Origin of the sequence: Virgibacillus dokdonensis, assembly GCF_900166595.1 — a bacterium.
Classification (GTDB): domain Bacteria; phylum Bacillota; class Bacilli; order Bacillales; family Amphibacillaceae; genus Virgibacillus; species Virgibacillus dokdonensis.
In genome coordinates this window covers 2,357,138-2,376,109 of record NZ_LT745763.1, presented here as the reverse complement: position 1 = coordinate 2,376,109, position 18,972 = coordinate 2,357,138, and the positions used below count along the sequence as shown (strand labels likewise).

The 18,972-nt window shown below is 36.3% G+C and carries 14 protein-coding genes; all 14 read left to right on the top strand.

Going from position 1 to position 18,972, the window contains the following annotated elements; genetic code table 11:
* Positions 1-120: 120 nt before the first annotated feature.
* The 14 genes from mraZ (at position 121) to B2C77_RS12650 (ending at position 18,808) form a co-directional block, all read left to right on the top strand.
* Positions 121-552 (top strand): division/cell wall cluster transcriptional repressor MraZ, encoded by a 432-nt coding sequence (gene mraZ / locus B2C77_RS12715; RefSeq protein ID WP_077704360.1) that lies wholly within the window; start codon positions 121-123, stop codon positions 550-552.
* A 75-nt stretch (positions 553-627) separates the two neighbouring features.
* Entirely contained in the window at positions 628-1,605 is a 978-nt protein-coding gene (rsmH, locus tag B2C77_RS12710) for a 16S rRNA (cytosine(1402)-N(4))-methyltransferase RsmH (protein ID WP_077704357.1), read from the top strand.
* On the top strand, positions 1,605-1,973 hold the full coding sequence (gene ftsL / locus B2C77_RS12705) for a cell division protein FtsL (protein WP_073005281.1): 369 nt from the start codon (positions 1,605-1,607) through the stop codon (positions 1,971-1,973). Before rsmH ends, ftsL begins: the two co-directional genes overlap by 1 nt.
* Before the next feature lie 24 nt (positions 1,974-1,997).
* Positions 1,998-4,202 (top strand): penicillin-binding protein, encoded by a 2,205-nt coding sequence (locus B2C77_RS12700; RefSeq protein ID WP_077704354.1) that lies wholly within the window; start codon positions 1,998-2,000, stop codon positions 4,200-4,202.
* A gap of 119 nt (positions 4,203-4,321) precedes the next feature.
* On the top strand, positions 4,322-6,253 hold the full coding sequence (locus B2C77_RS12695) for a stage V sporulation protein D (protein WP_077704351.1): 1,932 nt from the start codon (positions 4,322-4,324) through the stop codon (positions 6,251-6,253).
* A gap of 122 nt (positions 6,254-6,375) precedes the next feature.
* Positions 6,376-7,851 carry a UDP-N-acetylmuramoyl-L-alanyl-D-glutamate--2,6-diaminopimelate ligase gene (locus B2C77_RS12690; RefSeq protein WP_077706907.1) on the top strand — a complete coding sequence of 492 codons (1,476 nt, stop codon included), beginning with the start codon at positions 6,376-6,378 and terminating at the stop codon, positions 7,849-7,851.
* Positions 7,851-9,206, top strand: coding sequence for a UDP-N-acetylmuramoyl-tripeptide--D-alanyl-D-alanine ligase (locus B2C77_RS12685; RefSeq protein ID WP_077704348.1), 1,356 nt, complete (start codon positions 7,851-7,853; stop codon positions 9,204-9,206). The genes B2C77_RS12690 and B2C77_RS12685 overlap by 1 nt, the downstream gene beginning before the upstream one ends.
* A 42-nt stretch (positions 9,207-9,248) precedes the next feature.
* Positions 9,249-10,235 (top strand): phospho-N-acetylmuramoyl-pentapeptide-transferase, encoded by a 987-nt coding sequence (gene mraY, locus B2C77_RS12680; RefSeq protein ID WP_077704346.1) that lies wholly within the window; start codon positions 9,249-9,251, stop codon positions 10,233-10,235.
* Positions 10,232-11,605 (top strand): UDP-N-acetylmuramoyl-L-alanine--D-glutamate ligase, encoded by a 1,374-nt coding sequence (gene murD, locus B2C77_RS12675; RefSeq protein ID WP_077704343.1) that lies wholly within the window; start codon positions 10,232-10,234, stop codon positions 11,603-11,605. Before mraY ends, murD begins: the two co-directional genes overlap by 4 nt.
* A 336-nt stretch (positions 11,606-11,941) precedes the next feature.
* Positions 11,942-13,006: a stage V sporulation protein E gene (spoVE, locus tag B2C77_RS12670; protein WP_077706906.1), complete on the top strand. Its 1,065-nt coding sequence runs from the start codon at positions 11,942-11,944 to the stop codon at positions 13,004-13,006.
* 534 nt (positions 13,007-13,540) lie between these two features.
* The gene (locus tag B2C77_RS12665) at positions 13,541-15,325 is read left to right on the top strand and encodes an MMPL family transporter (RefSeq protein WP_077704340.1); all 1,785 of its coding nucleotides are present in this window, start codon (positions 13,541-13,543) and stop codon (positions 15,323-15,325) included.
* Positions 15,318-16,709 carry an efflux RND transporter permease subunit gene (locus tag B2C77_RS12660; protein ID WP_077704337.1) on the top strand — a complete coding sequence of 464 codons (1,392 nt, stop codon included), beginning with the start codon at positions 15,318-15,320 and terminating at the stop codon, positions 16,707-16,709. Before B2C77_RS12665 ends, B2C77_RS12660 begins: the two co-directional genes overlap by 8 nt.
* Before the next feature lie 51 nt (positions 16,710-16,760).
* Entirely contained in the window at positions 16,761-17,321 is a 561-nt protein-coding gene (locus B2C77_RS12655; RefSeq protein WP_077704334.1) for a TetR/AcrR family transcriptional regulator, read from the top strand.
* 146 nt (positions 17,322-17,467) lie between these two features.
* Entirely contained in the window at positions 17,468-18,808 is a 1,341-nt protein-coding gene (locus B2C77_RS12650; protein WP_077704331.1) for an ISL3 family transposase, read from the top strand.
* Positions 18,809-18,972 lie beyond the last annotated feature (164 nt).

Sequence of the window (18,972 nt, the reverse complement as noted above, 5' to 3'; positions counted from 1 at the left end):
TTGTTCTTTTAAATAGGTATAAATGTCCATTTTCAAGCTAACTAAAGCAATAATAAAAAAATTGGTGGTGAATAGTGGGGGGATGTGGTAATATAGGGTATACGAAGGTGGGCGGACTATATGTTTATGGGTGAATTCCAACATAACATTGATGCAAAAGGAAGAATAATTGTTCCTTCCAAGTTTCGAGACCAGCTTGGAGATAGCTTTGTTGTGACCCGAGGGCTGGATCAATGTTTATTTGTGTACCCCATGGAAGAATGGAGCATATTAGAAGAAAAATTAAAAAAACTCCCACTAACGAAAAAAGATGCCAGAGCGTTTACAAGGTTCTTCTTTTCTGGCGCAGTAGAATGTGAAATTGATAAACAGGGAAGAATAAATATTCCACAATCATTACGAAACTATGCAGGCATTGAAAAAGAATGTGTTGTTATTGGTGTTTCGAATCGCATAGAAATATGGTCCAGTGAACAGTGGGAATCTTACGTTACAGACTCTGAAGAATCTTTCGCTGAAATCGCTGAGAATTTAATGGATTTTGATATCTAAAGCAATTGTGCTAGTTCTTTTAGCGATAAAATGGACTAACACACTAGCTTGCTTGAAAGGGAACAGGGTGTTTATATGTTTGATCATAAAAGTGTTTTAAAAAATGAGACCATAGAAGGCCTTGCCATTAAACCAGATGGGGTGTATGTAGATTGTACACTAGGTGGCGGTGGACATGCAGAAGTGATAGCTTCCATGTTAAATCAAGATGGTTTGTTACTTGGTTTTGATCAAGATATCCATGCATTACAGGCAGCAAAAAGTCGTTTGCAGTCTTATAAGGAACGTATAAGATTTATTCATGCTAATTTTAGTGAACTAGAGGTTGTATTATCAAAAGAAAATATTCACAAAGTAGATGGAGTCTTATTTGATTTGGGTGTATCTTCACCACAGCTCGATAAAGGAGATCGCGGTTTTAGTTATCAACATAACGCTAAGTTAGACATGCGAATGAATCAACAGCAAAAACTTGACGCTTATTTTGTAGTTAATTATTGGGATTATCAAGCTTTAGTGAAGATTTTCTTTCAATACGGAGAGGAAAAGTTTTCTAAGCAAATCGCCAGAAAAATAGAAGAACATAGAAAAAAAGCGCCGATTGAGACGACATATCAATTAGTAGAAATAATTAAGGAAGCAATTCCTGCCCCCGCACGACGTAAAGGCGGCCATCCAGCTAAACGGGTGTTTCAAGCATTAAGAATTGCCGTCAATGATGAACTAGGTGTATTTAATGATGCCCTTCATCAAGCGGCAAAAGTAACAGGAATAAACGGACGAATAGCAGTTATTACTTTCCATTCTTTAGAGGATAGACTTTGTAAGCAAGCTTTTAAAAAATGGAGTACAGACAAAGAAACTCCACGTAATTTACCAGTTTTACCAAAAGAAAATGAAGCTCCTTTTCGTTTAGTTACAAGAAAACCAATTGTTGCAACAGAGAATGAACTGGATGTAAATAGAAGATCACGATCTGCTAAGCTTCGAGTTGCTGAAAAAGTAGCCGAATGGAAAGACGATTTTACTTATAAAGAAGGGTGGAGAAAATAATGAGTGCAAATCATGCAAGAAGCTGGGAGCAACTAAAACCGCAAAAGACCCAGGAACAATCGGTTCCAGTAAAAGTTACCAAGCAAGGTTGGATAACAAAAGGTGAAAAAATCATTTACAGTCTTATTGGGCTAATTATTATAGCGGCCAGTATCTACATGGTTTCATTTACTTCATCCACAGACTCGATTAATCGCGAGATGCAAGAGCTAGAGAATAAAGTAAAAGTACAACAATCTGAGAATGATTTATTAAAAGATGAAATTAATTCGTTAAGCCGACCAGAGCGCATCATTGACATTGCTAAGAAAAACGGTTTTCAAGTTCAAGATGCAAAAGTGAAGCAAGCAAAATCTATCGATGAATAATTATTCAAGGAGAATAGATAGGTTATGAGGAAAAACAAAACAACGCATTTTATGGCAGGTATTTTTATCATTCTTTTTGTGGGTATATTTTTAACATTATCAGGAAGATTTCTTTATATACAAGCTACTGCGGAAATTGATGGGGTTTCTTTAGAAGCATGGGCTGATAAGCAACGAACAACATCGTATGAACTCCCAGCAGAGCGCGGGAAGATATTTGATAACAACGGAATGACACTTGCCTACGATCAAACAAGCTATAGAATGTACGCAATAGTCGATGAAACATATTCTGATGGGGCAGAAGAACCAAGACATGTTAAGGAAACAGAGAAAACAGCAAAAAAATTAGCTCCTCTATTAGATATGGAGGAAAAAGACATACTAGCTCGCTTGCAGGAAGGGATAGATAACGATCGCTTCCAAGTTGAATTTGGTAAGAAAGGTAGAGATTTGTCTTTACAAAAGAAAGAGGAAATTGAGGAACTTCATTTGCCAGGGATTCTTTTCAGGGAAGAGTCTGTTCGCTCATACCCGAACGGCACCTTTGCGTCCCAAATAATTGGTTTTGCGAAAGAGATGGACGTAAAGGATAAGCAAGAAAGTACTACAAAGCAAAAAATGCAAGGTGTTACGGGAATTGAGAAAGAAATGGATAAACATTTAAGTGGGGAAGATGGTTACATTGCTTTTCAACGTGATAAATATAATAAGAAACTACTTGATCCAAAAGAAATAGTAAAGAAAAATGAGGATGGCGGAAATATCTATTTAACGATCGACCAAAAAATACAGACCTTACTAGAAGATACCTTAACTCAAGTTGAGAAGAAATACGAACCTGAACGTATTTCAGCAGTAGTGATGAATCCTAAGACTGGAGAGGTTATAGCAATGGGAAATCGTCCAAGTTATAACCCAAATAACCCTAAAAATGTAGAAAATTGGTATAATGATGTTGTATCGACACCATTTGAGCCTGGATCTACAATGAAAATGTTTACTTGGGCGGCTGCGATAGAAGAAGGCGTTTATAATGGAACGGAAGCATATAAGTCAGGTCGCTATCAACCCAATGAGCAAATAACACCTATTAATGATCATAATGGTGGAAATGGTTGGGGACCTATTTCATACAATGAAGGGTTTGAGCGTTCTTCTAATGTCGCCGCGTCTAAACTTGTGTGGGAAAAAATCGGATCTGATAAATATCTTGAGTATTTAAAAGCCTTTCATTTCGATCAAAAGACAAATATTGATCTACCAAATGAAGTGATTGGCAAAATATTATATAATTGGCCAGCAGAAAAGTTAACTACAGCATTTGGTCAAGGTACAACCATGACTCCAATGCAGCAAATGAAGGCGGCCACTGCTATTGCCAACGATGGAAAAATGGTAAAGCCTTATATTATTAATAAGATTACAAGTTCTAATACAGAGAAGCCAACAAAAGAAAAAAAACCGGATGTGGTTGGTGAACCCATTTCTAAAGAAACGTCTCAACAAGTGCTTAAGCTTCTGGATCAGGCAGTTAATGGAGAACACGCAACTGGTAAAGATTACCGATTAAAGAGCTATAAAGTTGGTGGAAAAACAGGGACAGCGCAAATTCCTAATCCTAAAGGTGGTTATTTAACAGGTAGAGAAAATTATATTTTTTCCTTTTTAGGAATGGCACCCATTGATGACCCTCAATTAATGATGTATGTATCTGTTAAACAACCAAAGTTAGGTGAAAAAGAAGATGGATCTTTGGAAAGGGGTTCTGACCCGGTAGCATTTATTTTTAAAAATGTGATGGAGAATGGCTTGCATTATTTAAACATTGATCCAGATAAACAAGAATCAGATCAAATAAAACATATAAAAATCCCAGAACTCATAGGGAAGAGTTCAGAAACTCTAAAACAAGAATTGACGAAAAAGGGTTTACGTGTAACGTCAGTTGGTAAAGGTAAAGTCGTTTCAAGTAATGTACAAAAAGGAGATCGATTGTTGCCGAATGATCATATTATTATGATTACGGAAAAACCTAAAATGCCAAACATAATCGGCTGGTCACTTCGCGATGCTCTAAAACTGTCTAGTTTGTTAGAATTAAAGACAGAAACGTTTGGTGATGGTTATGTTAAAACCCAAAGTATTAAAGAGGGAACAGCTGTTAAATCAAAAGATTACCTTGGCATAGAGCTGGAACTACCAAACAATAAAAAGAATAAAGATTAGTTGAAGGGGCCTTCTTCCTATACGTTGTGGAGACCGACAAATAACAAAGAACAGTGTTCTAATCCTTTTTTATTATTCATATAGTGGATACAAGCATGTCTTTAAAAAGGAGATGTAGTATGAAACGTGTATCTGCTGTGACTACAAAAAAGAGGATTGTCACTGTTTTTCTTATTGGAATATTGGTGTTTGTTATTATCGATATTCGTTTAGGTTATGTCCAATTTGTAATTGGCGATGAGTTGATGGGACAAGCTACAGAATTATGGACGCGAGATATTGAATTTGAACCAGAGAGAGGAAAAATTCTTGATCGTAATGGAGAGGTACTAGCCGAAAATGTAACAGCTCCATCTGTGGTCGTTGTTCCTAGACAGATAGATGACGCTGAAAAAACAGCTCAAAAACTAGCCTCCATTTTACAAATGTCAGAGGATGAAGCGTTTGAGTATGTTACGAAGAATGCTTCAAGTGTAAATATTCACCCGGAAGGTAGAAAAATTAACGAAAAACAAGAGCTAGCAATTAGAACATTAGATATGAATGGCGTATATTTATCAAAAGACTCAAAACGTCATTATCCGTTTGGAGATGATTTATCTCATGTCCTCGGTTTTGCAGGGATAGATAATCAAGGTCTAATGGGCTTGGAATTATTTTATGATGAACAACTTAGCGGAAATAAAGGTAGTTTATCATTTTATTCTGATGCTAAAGGTAGAAGACTGGAACGCTTAGCAGATATATACTCCGAACCAGAAGATGGGCTTGACTTAAAAACAACGATTGATACACGCGTGCAAACGATTATGGAAAGAGAATTGGATTTAGTTGCCTCAAAATATAACCCAGATGGTGCAGTGGCAATTGCTGTTAATCCGAAGACTGGTGGTGTACTTGGGATGACATCTAGGCCAAACTTTCATCCGGAAAACTATCAGGAAGTGGACTCTGATATTTTTGACCGTAATTTACCAATTTGGAGTACGTATGAGCCTGGGTCTACATTTAAGATTATTACACTTGCTGCTGCATTAGAGGAAGAAGTGGTTGATTTAAATAAAGACCATTACCATGATGATGGCGATATCTCTGTGGGAGGTTCGGAATTACATTGTTGGAAAAGTGGGGGACATGGACACCAAAGCTATTTAGAAGTAGTGCAAAACTCGTGTAACCCAGGATTTGTGAGTCTTGGTCAAAAGCTAGGAAAAGATAAACTATTTTCGTATATTGATCTGTTTGGTTTTGGAAAGAAAACAGGAATTGATTTGCAAGGAGAGGGTACTGGGATTTTATTTAAACCTGAAAATGTTGGGCCAGTTGAATTAGCTACTACAGCTTTCGGTCAAGGTGTTTCGGTAACACCAATTCAGCAAGTAATGGCTGTATCTGCAGCGGTGAATGGAGGATTCTTATATGAGCCGTATATTGCAGAGGAATGGATTAATTCAACGACTCAGTCTGTCCAAAAGCAAGTTAAACCGACCATGAAAAAGAGAGTTATTTCTGAAAATACTTCCAATGAAATACGCCATGCTTTGGAAAGTGTAGTAGCTCAAGGAACTGGGCGCCCTGCATATGTCGATGGGTATAGAGTAGGTGGAAAAACTGGAACAGCGCAAAAAGTTGGTCCGGATGGAAGATATATGGAAAATAACTATGTCGTTTCTTTTATTGGTTTTGCCCCAGCTGATGATCCTGAAATTGTTGTATATGTTGCTGTAGATAATCCAAAAAATGCAGTGCAATTTGGTGGGGTTGTGGCTGCCCCTGTGGTAGGAACAATTATTGGAGATAGCCTAAGGGCAATGGATGTAAAACCGCGAACAGAAGGTATTGAAAAGGATTATCAATGGCCAGAACAGCCTAAAATTGAGGTGCCCGATGTGAAGGGAATGAAGAAGAAAGATTTGCAGGAATATATGACCAATTTATCCATTGAAACAAGTGGTGATGGCGACTACATTGTAGATCAAGCGCCTAAACCAGGGACGAAAGTGGAGCAAGGATCAAAAATCAGAGTGTATTTAGCAGAAAATAATCGTTAAACACATTTAAATTTGCTATAATAGATAGGCGAAAAAGAAAGAGGGTGTTTTCACCCTCTTAAAAGTCATTTACAAGAAGAATGTTATAATGAGATAATTCAATGAAGAATGGGATGTTACGAATGAACTTAGAGGAATTATTAACGAGTATACCTTTTTATCACACAACAGACCATATGGCAAAACTAACCGTTAACCGTATTGTTATGGATTCTCGAAAGGTAGAGCCTGGAGATGTATTTATATGTATATCTGGATATACGGTGGATGGTCATGATTTTGTCCCTCAGGCCGAAGCTAATGGGGCAGTAGCTATTATAGCAGAAAAATCTGTGAACACGAAGCTACCAACTATAGTAGTTCCAGATACACATCGAGCTCTATCCATGCTTGCTGTGGAATTTTACGATAATCCCACTGACAAGCTTGCCCTAATTGGTATTACGGGAACGAATGGTAAAACAACAGTAACCTACTTACTAGAAACGATATTTCAGTTAGCGAAACAAAAAACAGGTGTTATTGGTACGATACATATGAAAATCGGCGATGAGACGTATCCGGTAGTTAACACCACTCCTGATGCGCTTTTTTTGCAACAGACATTTAATAAAATGGTTCAACAGAATGTAGACAAAGCGATTATGGAAGTATCTTCCCATGCACTTGTTCAAGGAAGAGTACATGGCTGTAATTATGATATTGCTGTGTTTACAAATCTTTCTCAGGATCATTTAGATTTTCATAAAGATATGGACGATTATTTGCGAGCAAAGAGTCTTTTGTTTGCACAAATGGGTAACAATTATAATCATACTAGGCGTAAATACGCCATTATTAATCAGGATGAAGCGGCGAGCGATGTGCTAAAACAAAGCACAGCACAACAGGTGCTAACGTATGGCATACATCAAGCTTCCCAAGTGATGGCGAAAGATATTGAACTAGGTGCTGCTGGAACCCACTTTCATTTGATCACTCCAGTAGGTAATATTCGAATTGAAAGCAAATTAATGGGAATGTTTAACGTTTATAACATGTTAGCAGCTTCTGCTACGGCGATAGCTTCTAACATTCCTTTGGATACGATCCAACAAGCGTTTAAGCAAATTGAAGGCATTAATGGACGCTTTGAGCCCGTAAATGAAGGACAGTCTTTTGCTGTCATTGTAGATTATGCACATACACCTGATTCGTTAGAGAACGTATTACAGACGGTGAAGGAGTTTGCTGAAAATCGTGTTTTTGTCGTCGTTGGTTGTGGTGGTGACAGGGATCGAACCAAGCGCCCTTTAATGGCTGAAATAGCAGTAAAGTATGCTGATAAGCCGATCTTCACTTCTGATAACCCGAGAACAGAAGATCCATTAGCTATTCTTGAAGATATGACGAGTGGATTAGATCAAGATACAGCATTTGACGTCATTGCTGATCGAAAAGTTGCTATTCAGGAAGCGATAAACCAAGCAACAGAAGATGACGTGATTATCATTGCGGGAAAAGGGCATGAAACGTATCAGCAAATAGGCCATACAAAATATGATTTTGACGACCGTGAAGTTGCTCGTCAAGCCATTCTAGCTAAGGAGCGTGCCTAATGTTTACGGTGAATTGGCTTACTCATGTGTTTTTGGATTATAAAGGAAGTGCGAATCAACAAACGATTCATGGCGTTTATACCGACAGTCGTACAGAAATGACCAATGGTTTATTCGTACCGATTATTGGTGAAAATTTTGATGGCCATGATTATGTATTGCAAGCAGTAGATAACGGAGCTATTGCCGTTTTATGGAGTGAGCAAAAAGAGCTTCCTGAAGCTGTATCTTCTTCATTAATGGTCTTCTATGTAGAAGATACGTTGGCTGCTTTACAAAAACTGGCTACTGCCTATCGCGAGAAAATCAATCCAGTTGTGATTGGTATTACGGGGTCAAATGGTAAAACATCTACGAAGGATATGGTTGCAGCTATTATGCAAACGACCTATCGGACTCATTATACGCAAGGGAACCTTAATAATCACATCGGTGTCCCACTGACCATCTTATCAATGAAGCCAGATACCGAAGTTTTAGTTGTTGAAATGGGAATGAACCATGCTGGTGAAATAAAAGTATTAACCAATATAGCTAAACCAGATTATGCAATAATTACTAATATTGGTGAATCTCATATTGAGTTTCTAGGCTCTAGAGAAAATATAGCGAAGGCTAAATTAGAAATTTTACTTGGATTAAGCGATAAAGGAGCGCTTATTATAGATGGTGATGAACCTTTATTGCAGCATTGTCATGGTCAAAAAAAGCTGATTACTTGTGGTTTTGCAGAACATAACATATATCAAATAACAAAGGTTTATATACAAGACAACGCAACATCGTTTATAATAAACAAAGCTACGTCATACACGATTCCGTTTTTAGGAAAACACCATGCTAAAAATGCTACGTTAGCAATTTCTGTTGCAATTTGTATGAACATCGATGTAGAACAGATTCAATTGGCTTTTTATCATATTAAAAAGACAGGAATGCGCTTTGAAAAGATAAACGGAAAAAATGGTGTGACGTTAATTAATGATGCTTATAATGCTTCGGCAACTTCTATGAAGGCTGCCATTGAAGTAATAAAACAGCTTGAAGATTATTCTGAAAAAATTCTTGTTTTAGGGGATATTTTAGAATTAGGAGCACATACAGAGGCGATTCATCGATCTGTAGCTGCTGTCATCGAAAATCCAATTACAAATGTCTACACATATGGTGAAGCTTCTAAATATATTACAGAGGCAGTAATAGAACAAGGAAGCAATATTTCTGCTGCACATTATACGAATAAGGCTGAATTGCTTCATGATATAAAACCCCATTTACATGAAGAGGCAATTATATTATTTAAAGCATCGAGAGGCCTAAAATTTGAATCGATTTTAGCTGAATTAAAACGATAGTCAATGAATTGATGGACGGTTTCTAACGAAGGAGGAAAAGTAATGAATATCACTATGTTAATGGTAACTATTTTAATAGCGTTTTTAATTACCGTCCTTTTATCTCCTATTTTTATTCCATTTTTGCGTAGATTGAAGTTTGGGCAAAGTATTAGAGAAGAAGGACCTAAATCCCATCTAAAAAAAACCGGGACGCCGACAATGGGAGGGATTATGATTGTATTCAGTATTGTTATCACCTCTCTCATTATGAGTTGGAAAGTAAATCCAGTTGGGGTTAACTATGAAATGTGGATTTTGTTGTTCGTATTAGTAGGATACGGGTTACTTGGATTTTTGGATGATTTTATAAAAATAATGAAAAAAAGAAATCTCGGATTAACTTCCAAGCAAAAATTACTTGGGCAACTTATTACTGCGCTGGTTGTTTATTTTGTCTTAAAAGCACAAGGTTTTCCTACTTATATATCTGTACCCGGAACGACCTTCCAATTAGAGCTTGGCTGGGCATATGCTCTTTTAATTATAGTTATGCTTGTTGGAGCATCTAATGCAGTAAATTTAACAGATGGATTAGACGGTTTGCTAGCTGGTACTGCTGCCATTGCTTTTGGTGCATTTGCCGTGTTAGCATTGTATGGATATCCACAAAGTGAGGTAGCAATATTTGCGCTGGCCATCGTTGGTGCTTTACTTGGCTTTTTAGTATTTAATGCGCACCCTGCGAAGGTCTTTATGGGCGATACCGGCTCTTTAGCCTTAGGTGGAGCAATTGCGATCATTGCTATTTTAACAAAACTTGAAATTATTTTAGTTGTTATTGGCGGCGTGTTCGTTATTGAAACATTATCTGTTATCATACAAGTTATATCATTTAAAACAACTGGAAAAAGAGTATTTAAAATGAGCCCATTACATCATCATTATGAGCTTTTGGGATGGTCAGAATGGCGAGTAGTTACAACCTTTTGGCTAGTAGGGCTTGTTTTTGCCGCGTTAGGAATTTATATTGAGGTGGGTATAAGTTGAGAAAATTAAAAGATTTCCCTTATGAGCATGTTTTAGTTTTGGGGCTAGCGAAAAGCGGTACGGCAGCCGCAACCACATTACTCGAACAGGGGAAAAAAGTGCGAATAAATGATCAAAATGCAACAGAATCTGATGCAAATGTAAACCAATTAAATAAGATGAGGGTAGAGATGGGGGTAGAGATAGGGGGAGAGTTAATTCTCGGCTCTCACCCTATTCGTGTTTTAGATGGGATAGAAGTCATCGTTAAAAACCCTGGTATTTCCTATGATAACCCTATTGTTGTAGCAGCCCAACAAAGGGGAATACCTGTAATAACTGAAATTGAAATAGCGGGTCAATTGGCAAGCGGACCAATTATTGGAATAACAGGTTCTAATGGTAAAACAACGACGACGACTTTAACTACTGAAATGCTAAAGCAAAGTGAAAAACCTGTTAAAGTTGCAGGGAATATTGGCATTGTTGCAACTGAAGTGGCAAAAAATTTGCATCCAAAAGAGAATCTTGTACTAGAGCTATCATCTTTTCAATTAATGGGCGTCGAGAAATTTAAACCGAAAATTGCTGTACTACTTAATATATTTAAAGCCCATCTAGATTATCACAAAACATGGGAAAACTATAAACAAGCAAAATATAATATTTTTAAAAACCAAACGAAAGATGATTTTCTTGTTTATAACGCAGAAGATAAAAATTTGTTAAAGGCTATTAAACTTGCAAAAGCGCAAAAAATACCATTTTCTGTTAAAAGGAAACAGAGCGATGGGGCTTGGCTTGACAACGAAGCGATCTACTTTAAAGAAGAAAAAATTATGGAACGTAAGGATATTGTCTTATTAGGATCGCATAATTACGAGAATATTTTAGCTAGTGTAGCAGCTGCTAAGTTAAGTGGAGCAACAAATGAAGGAATTCAAAAAGTGTTAAGTATGTTTACAGGTGTGAAGCACAGATTACAATTTGTAGAAAATCACCGTGAGCGATTGTTTTATAATGATTCAAAAGCTACCAATTGTCTAGCTACGCAAAAAGCTTTATCAGCCTTTAATCAACCTATTATTCTACTTGCAGGAGGATTAGACCGTGGTAACGGTTTTGACGAACTCCTACCATATATGCAGCACGTGAAAGCAATGGTATTATTTGGTGAAACTGCTTCAAAACTAGAAAATTTGGGAATGAAAGCGCAAGTTTCTGATATTCGTGTAACTAAAAATGTGCAAACAGCAGTACAGGAAGCTTATGAAATATCTGAACCTAATGATGTCATCTTGTTATCACCTGCTTGTGCAAGCTGGGATCAATATCGCACGTTTGAAGAAAGAGGAGACATGTTTATACAAGCCGTGCATACATTAGTATAGGGGCTTGTTTAATAGATAATAAAAGGGTGTTAGAAATTAGAAGTTATTTCAATGTGGAAAGCTTATTTACGTATTGAGAAGTTAGATTGCTTACCAGTAATCACCGAATGACGAAGGAAACTACTTACCTTGGCGTATGATTATTGTCTACTCCTACGCTGAAAATATTTACTGGTTGATGGTTCATTTTACAATCACGAACAAAAATAATCTTATACGCATTTCTATTATTGATGCATCCTTTTTAAACACCCCCTGGTAATAATCAAAAGTGGGGTGTTATTTTTGCTACAAAAAACAAACCGTTCAACAAATGCTTCACCAGATTATATTTTAATGGGAGTTATTATTGGATTGCTCGTAATTGGTGTTGTAATGGTTTATAGTTCATCTTATGTTTGGTCAGCGTATAAGTTTTCTGATTCCTTCTATTATGTAAAACGACAACTGTTATTTGCGGGTACTGGAGTAATAGCTATGTTGCTTATTATGAATGTTCCTTATACAACATGGAAAAAGTATGCAAAGCTGATTTTACTAGTTTGTTTTTGTTTATTATTTCTTGTTTTAATACCTGGCATTGGCATGATAAGAGGAGGAGCGCAAAGTTGGATTGGAATTGGGGCATTTAGTATTCAACCGTCAGAATTTATGAAATTAGGTTTGATTATTTTCCTAGCTTCCCACTTAGCCAAATATCAAAAATATATTACATCGTTCAAAAAAGGGTTTTTACCTTCCATTCTATTGATATTTACTGCTTTTGGTTTAATTATGTTGCAGCCAGATTTAGGAACAGGTATGGTATTAGTATTAACTTGTATGGTGATGGTCTTTACTGCAGGCGCTAGATTATCTCATTTTTTTGGTTTAGGAGCTCTAGGGTTAGTGGGTTTTATTGGTTTGATTGCTTCTGCACCATATAGAATTAGTCGGATTACAGCTTTTTTGAACCCATGGGAGGATCCGCTAGGAGATGGTTTCCAAATTATTCAATCATTATATGCGATCGGTCCAGGTGGTTTATTAGGATTAGGATTCGGGAATAGTTTACAAAAATATTTTTATTTACCAGAACCTCAAACGGATTTTATCTTTGCTATCTTGGGTGAGGAATTAGGATTTATTGGCGGTACGGTTGTGATTATATTATTTCTTTTGTTGTTTTGGAGAGGAATCAAAATATCCTTAGAAGCACCAGATAGTTTCGCCCGTCTATTAGCTCTAGGCATCGTGTCCATGCTAGCGATACAAGCAATGATTAATATTAGTGTCGTCATTGGGCTAATTCCTGTAACTGGAATTACTTTACCATTTTTGAGTTATGGAGGATCTTCCTTAACATTAATTCTTTGCTCTGTAGGTATTTTGTTAAATATTAGTAAGTATACAAAAATATAAACATGTCATCATCCGCCCTGAATGAATCATAGAAATAACTTGTTCATTTATATACGCATATGCATGAAGGGACATGTTTGTCAAGAAACCTCAGATGATTACATCTGGGGTTTCGATGTATATTATAGGAAATGATAAATTTAACGTTTATAGTATATGCCAAGTCTTTTCTAAGTTTATAATAAAAATAAAGGGGGTAACGCCACAATGCAGGTTTAAAATATGGGGTATTCGGATTATCGTGTGGAAAATCATTTTAGAAAATTAGCTTTCTTAGAATCATAAATCGGATAATCATGTAGAAATATAGTTAGAGAAAAGGGTCAAATGACTGGAGCGACATTTTTTCTTTATACAAATACGATTTTCCTTATGTTTAAAACTTTCTTTACAACCAAAATATTTATTGGTAATATGTGTGTTAGTGGTAACTTACATTATTGAAGAAGTTTTAACCGTTTGGAAGATTTTTTATAAAAAAATGAAAGTTATTACTAACAAACATTTAAAGTGGTGAAAAAAAGGAGGAAGTACATGAATATGTTAAAAAGACTTGCGAAAGTATTAAGTAATTTTCCGATGAAGTCCATTTTTATCATGATGATCATTGTGGTTCTATTAGCAGTTGGCGTAAAAGATGTATTTATGGCTACTGGGAACGATACGCTGGTAGAACCTAGCTCAGATGTATATCAAGATAACTTAATGTTGGAGGAGGAATTTGGTGGGGAATCGATTATTGTTTTGTATGAATCAGAAAATTTACTGACCCCTGATCATTTAAAGCATATGAAAGGGATAGAAGATGTGCTGCAAAATAATGATTCGATATACAGTATATTAAGCCCAGTTACACTTGTGGAAGAAATTGCAAATAACCAATCGGATACGTTTCAAGATGGTATTTCTGAAACAATTGATGGGTTAAATGAAATGGGGAGTCAACTAACTGACATTAGTGATGAGCTGAAGGGAAATGCTGAGAGTGATCAAGAAATGGCACTTCTTGAGCTGGAGGAACCAAAGCTCCCTGAGATAGAAGAGCCGTCGTTACCTGAAGTTGGAGAAACGGAGAGTCAGCTTCCTGAGGTTGGTGAGATTAGACTTCCGGATATAGAAGGACAAATTGCTGAGTTAAATGAAGGATTCTCCAACATGATTGGGGCTCAGGGGAATTTGGAAGAAGGAACAACAAATCTGGTAGATGGATATGCCGAATTTGGTCGTCAAACGAATGAATTAGGGAAGAATTTAAGTGAACTGGCAGAACGAATGGAAGATACCCCTCAGAAGGAACAGATACAGGAAGCCAGTCAGGGATTAATTCAACTGTCACAACAAATGACACAGATATCTGAAGATTCGGCACAACTTCCTGGTATCCCCGAACAAACAATAGAAGGCCTAAATAATATACAACAGAAACTGGACGAACAGTTAATTCAGCAAAACGGGCAGCTTGAACAAATACAAGAGCAGGTAGAGAAACAGAAAGAGATGCAAGCACAAAGACAAGAGGGGCAACAAGAGAAACAAGAACAGATGAAGCAGGAAATGAAAGAACAGCAGGAAACTCAACAGGAAGAAATGCAAGCAAAAATGGATGAACAACGAGCTGAAAAAGAAAAGGAAATGCAAGGGCTCAAGGAAGAAATAGAAGGAAAACAGAAAGAACAGGCAGAGATGCTAAGCCAACTTGCTGACGGTCTAGCCGAAATGGGTGAGAATTTACAAACCATAAGTGAAAACATGAAAACCATCTATGATTACTCAGACATTATGACCCCTGGATTACCTGAGAATCAAGACACACTGGATAACATGATTTATGATGATGACGATGAACTTCGCCCAATGTTTGAAGAAGTAATTATAGATGATCAAAGCATGACCATGATGATAAAACTTAATGGAGATACAGAGGATGCAGAAAAAACGGAAGTAATTGATACGATAAACAACTATTTAGATAAGGAAGAAATTGAATCAGCAGAAACAATGGTATCAGGGAAACCTGTACTTGATCATGCTACTCGCTCTTCCATGCAGGAAAGTATTCAAACCATGATGGGGCTGGCACTTATAATCATGGTGATTGTGTTATCTATTGTCTTTAAAGTCCGTTGGCGTTTATTGCCATTAGTAACTGTTCTCATTGCAGTTATCGGAACGGTAGGTTTAATGGGCTGGTTACAAATACCAATTACCATGGTATCAATGGCTGTTTTTCCAATTTTAATTGGTCTTGGTATCGATTATGCCATTCAGTTCCAAAACCGTTATGCAGAGGAAATAGCGAAGGAGGATTCGAATGAATAACGATAAAGAGAAAGCGAAGGATAGTTTAAATAAAACCATAAAAATGATGGTGCCGGCAGTCTTAACTGCAATGATTGCGACAGCACTTGGATTTATTTCACTGTATGCATCACCTGTACCAATGATACAAGACTTTGGTAAAATGTTAACAATCGGCTTAGTGGTAAGTTTTATTCTAGGGATATTTCTTTTAATTCCAATACTATTTACCAGAGATTATTTTTTTAGTGAAGATAAAGGAAAACAACCGAAACAACGGCAAAAAAGATCACCTTCCAAAACGGATAAAGTGCTTGATTGCATCACGGGAAAAACAATCACCTTTCGTTGGATAATTATCATAATCGTAGCTGTCACTGCAGCTTTTGGTATCTGGGTGGATCTGGATGCTGATGCGGAAACAGATATGGAAACCTTCATGCCTCAGGATACACAGGAATTAAATGACATTCATAAATTACGGGATGTTCTCGGCACAACAGATCAAATATCCATTGTATATGAAAGCTACGATATTTTCTCGGATCAAGTGAATACATGGGTTGATGATTTGACAGAATCCCTTGAAACTGAATTTCCTGATGTTGTTGTAAAAACAAACTCGCTCACAAGCGTTGTGAAGCAAATGAACAATGAAGAGTTGCCTGATGGCGAAGAATTTAAGGAGGAAGTTGCTAATATACCAGAAAGCCAGTTAAAACTTTTCTTTAATGAATCAGAAACAAAAGGTGTTATTACCGTAGGAATTGAACACTTAGAGGCAAATGATTTAGAATTATTCATTGATGACTTAGGTGTTTATTTGGAAAATAATGATTTGGATATGCTTGAAACAACAATCACAGGAAAATCCGTTTTAGATGTGGAGATGATTCAAGGCTTGACAACTGGCAGATATCAGATGACCTTGATTGGAATGGGACTTGTATTCTTAAGTTTATTAGTTATTTACAGGCATCCTGTTAAGGCGTTTATTCCTTTGTTGCCTATTATATTCATTGTAGGATGGTCTGGTTTAGTAATGTACTTTTTGGATATGAGTTACACACCACTAACGGCGACATTGGGAGCATTAATTATTGGTATCGGCACGGAGTTTACCGTATTAATCATGGAACGATATTATGAAGAAAGAGAGAAAGGTTACCAGAGCAGGGAAGCCATCAAAATGGCCAACAAAAACATTGGTAAAGCCGTTTTTGTATCGGCCATTACGACAATTGGCGGATTTAGTGCCTTGCTTGCATCCGATTTTGTAATTTTGAACAATTTTGGACTGATGACACTCACTAACATTTCACTTGCGTTATTCTCTACATTGATTGTAATGCCGCCAATCTTGATTATACTAGACAGATTTGTAAAAATAAAACAAACATCTTAATTTTTCACATACTGGTTTATCATACAAAAAAGAGTGAGAAGGTGATGAGATTTGCTGGATAAAACGGATCAAATCTTTAAAGGAGCTATTTCTGTTTTTATAAAAAAAGGATTACAAGCGACAACGCAGGAAGTTGCTAAAGAAGCAGGCGTAGCAGAGGTAACATTGTATCGGAGATATTCCACGAAAGAGAACCTATTTATTACAGTTATCAAACATGTATTAGAAAATAAGTTTGGTTCCCATGTTTTAGAAATTGCAAAAGAAAAAGATACTGAATTATTTTTAACGAACATTATTGAAAACAGACTAGAAGTATTATCAAAAAATTATGATTTGATAAGGATGCTTTTATCAGAGAGTTTAAGGGGAAATTTAACAGATAAAATTAACTTACCAGAAATTATCTTTTCAAGTATAAAAAAAGGACTAGAATGTCATTTCAAACGTAAAGATCATCAAGTTGATATCGACTTTTGTGCAAGACAGTTGGGAGGTGTATTTTTAAGTTATCTTATATTGCCTAATGATCAACAATTTAACAAGTTAACTATGCAAGAGCGAAGAGATATAGCGAGAAAACATGCAAAATCAATACTTTCTACTATGTAGGAGCGATTTACCATTTAGGTATTTAATTTAAACAACTAAATAGCAGAATCTTTAAAGCGGTTTCTATTAATTTCTGTTACTGGGCTATTCATTTTCTTTCTAGTTTATAAACGGGTTTAACGATAATTAATAAAGGAAGAAAACAGATGACAATCAATATGCTTAATCTAGCAAATTATATAATTCTCGATATGGAAGAGAGTAGGGACGATTATAGGTTCTTGGTGCAGCCAACTATTTCACCTCCCTCCCATTGTCATAAATGTGGTACGGTGTCTAATCTTTATAAACACGGTAAGAAGCAACAGTTGTTTTTTGATTTACCTATGCATGCAAAACGTGTCGGCTTATTCATCAAACGCCAACGTTACAAGTGTCGTGAATGTAATGAAACATTCTTTGAAAACTTGCCTGATATGGATGTAAATCGTTCTGTAACCAATAGACTTCTAGATTGGATTCAGGTAGCAAGTCTAGAAAAGACCTTTACCAGTGTTGCATATGATATAGGGATTGATGAAAAGACTGTAAGAAACATCTTTAATGATTATGTTACAGAACTTGAAGCTCAAACTGATTTTAGAACTCCTAAATGGCTTGGTATTGATGAAGTCCATTTGCTTAAAAACTATCGTTGTGTCATAACAGATGTTGAAAACAAGTCAGTCATTAACATTTTACGAAAACGAAATAAAGATACTGTTATCAGTTACCTTTCAAAGCTCCAAGAAATTGATAAAATTGAACTGGTAGCTATGGATATGTGGAATCCTTATAAGAGTGCTGTTAACGCAGTGATACCACATGCCAAAATTGTAATTGATAAATTTCATGTTGTTAAATTAGCCAATGAAGCCTTAGAGAAAATCCGAAAAGCTAACCGACAAAATGTATCAGCGAAAGAACGCAGACAACTTATGAGAGATCGTTATGTCCTTCTTACAAGGAATAAAGACTTAATAGATTTTGATGACCAGATAAAGCTACAAGTATGGACTCAAAACTTTCCAGTGCTTGGACAGGCTTATGAACTCAAAGAGCATTTTTTTGACATCTATGAAGCCGAATCAATCAACGACGCCTATAAACTCTATCAAAGTTGGCTTTCAAATGTACCAAAAGAATTAATGACTTATTTTGAAGATCTGATTAAGGCTATGAATAATTGGGAAGAGGAAATATTCAATTACTTCAATTCTCCGATTACAAACGCTTATACAGAATCCTTGAATCGTTTAATCAAGACAATGAATCATGTTGGTCGTGGTTACTCTTTTGAGGCCCTTAGAGCGAAGATTTTGTTTACTCAAGGCTATCGTAAAGTTAAAAAGAAAAAGAAATTCAAAGAAGTTGAAGTCACTTTCGGAAAAATGTTACCTGATCAATTCCCAAATTGGTCACACACTGGTTACGAATGGGTATATGAAGAAGTTTATGGTGCTGATTTTTCCACACTGATTAAAGCTATGGAAGAGGGTACTTTTTAACCCTCTTTCCACACTATTTTCCGATTACCCAAAATATGTAAGTTCTCCAGTAGTATTTTTTGGACCATAGCAGAACAAGATAGTGAAATAAAAAACTTTACATTTCCCTAAGTCTCACTACATTTTTCCATAGATTATATGATATACTCATAGTAACAAGTTGA

Excerpts from the sequence above, each read along its gene's own strand:
- mraZ (WP_077704360.1), top strand. The coding sequence starts at position 121 with ATGTTTATGGGTGAATTCCAACATAACATTGATGCAAAAGGAAGAATA.
- mraY (WP_077704346.1), top strand. The coding sequence starts at position 9,249 with ATGAATATCACTATGTTAATGGTAACTATTTTAATAGCGTTTTTAATT.
- B2C77_RS12700 (WP_077704354.1), top strand. The coding sequence starts at position 1,998 with ATGAGGAAAAACAAAACAACGCATTTTATGGCAGGTATTTTTATCATT.
- B2C77_RS12695 (WP_077704351.1), top strand. The coding sequence starts at position 4,322 with ATGAAACGTGTATCTGCTGTGACTACAAAAAAGAGGATTGTCACTGTT.
- B2C77_RS12650 (WP_077704331.1), top strand. The coding sequence starts at position 17,468 with ATGACAATCAATATGCTTAATCTAGCAAATTATATAATTCTCGATATG.
- rsmH (WP_077704357.1), top strand. The coding sequence starts at position 628 with ATGTTTGATCATAAAAGTGTTTTAAAAAATGAGACCATAGAAGGCCTT.
- B2C77_RS12660 (WP_077704337.1), top strand. The coding sequence starts at position 15,318 with ATGAATAACGATAAAGAGAAAGCGAAGGATAGTTTAAATAAAACCATA.
- ftsL (WP_073005281.1), top strand. The coding sequence starts at position 1,605 with ATGAGTGCAAATCATGCAAGAAGCTGGGAGCAACTAAAACCGCAAAAG.
- B2C77_RS12665 (WP_077704340.1), top strand. The coding sequence starts at position 13,541 with ATGAATATGTTAAAAAGACTTGCGAAAGTATTAAGTAATTTTCCGATG.
- B2C77_RS12690 (WP_077706907.1), top strand. The coding sequence starts at position 6,376 with ATGAACTTAGAGGAATTATTAACGAGTATACCTTTTTATCACACAACA.
- B2C77_RS12685 (WP_077704348.1), top strand. The coding sequence starts at position 7,851 with ATGTTTACGGTGAATTGGCTTACTCATGTGTTTTTGGATTATAAAGGA.
- spoVE (WP_077706906.1), top strand. The coding sequence starts at position 11,942 with ATGGGAGTTATTATTGGATTGCTCGTAATTGGTGTTGTAATGGTTTAT.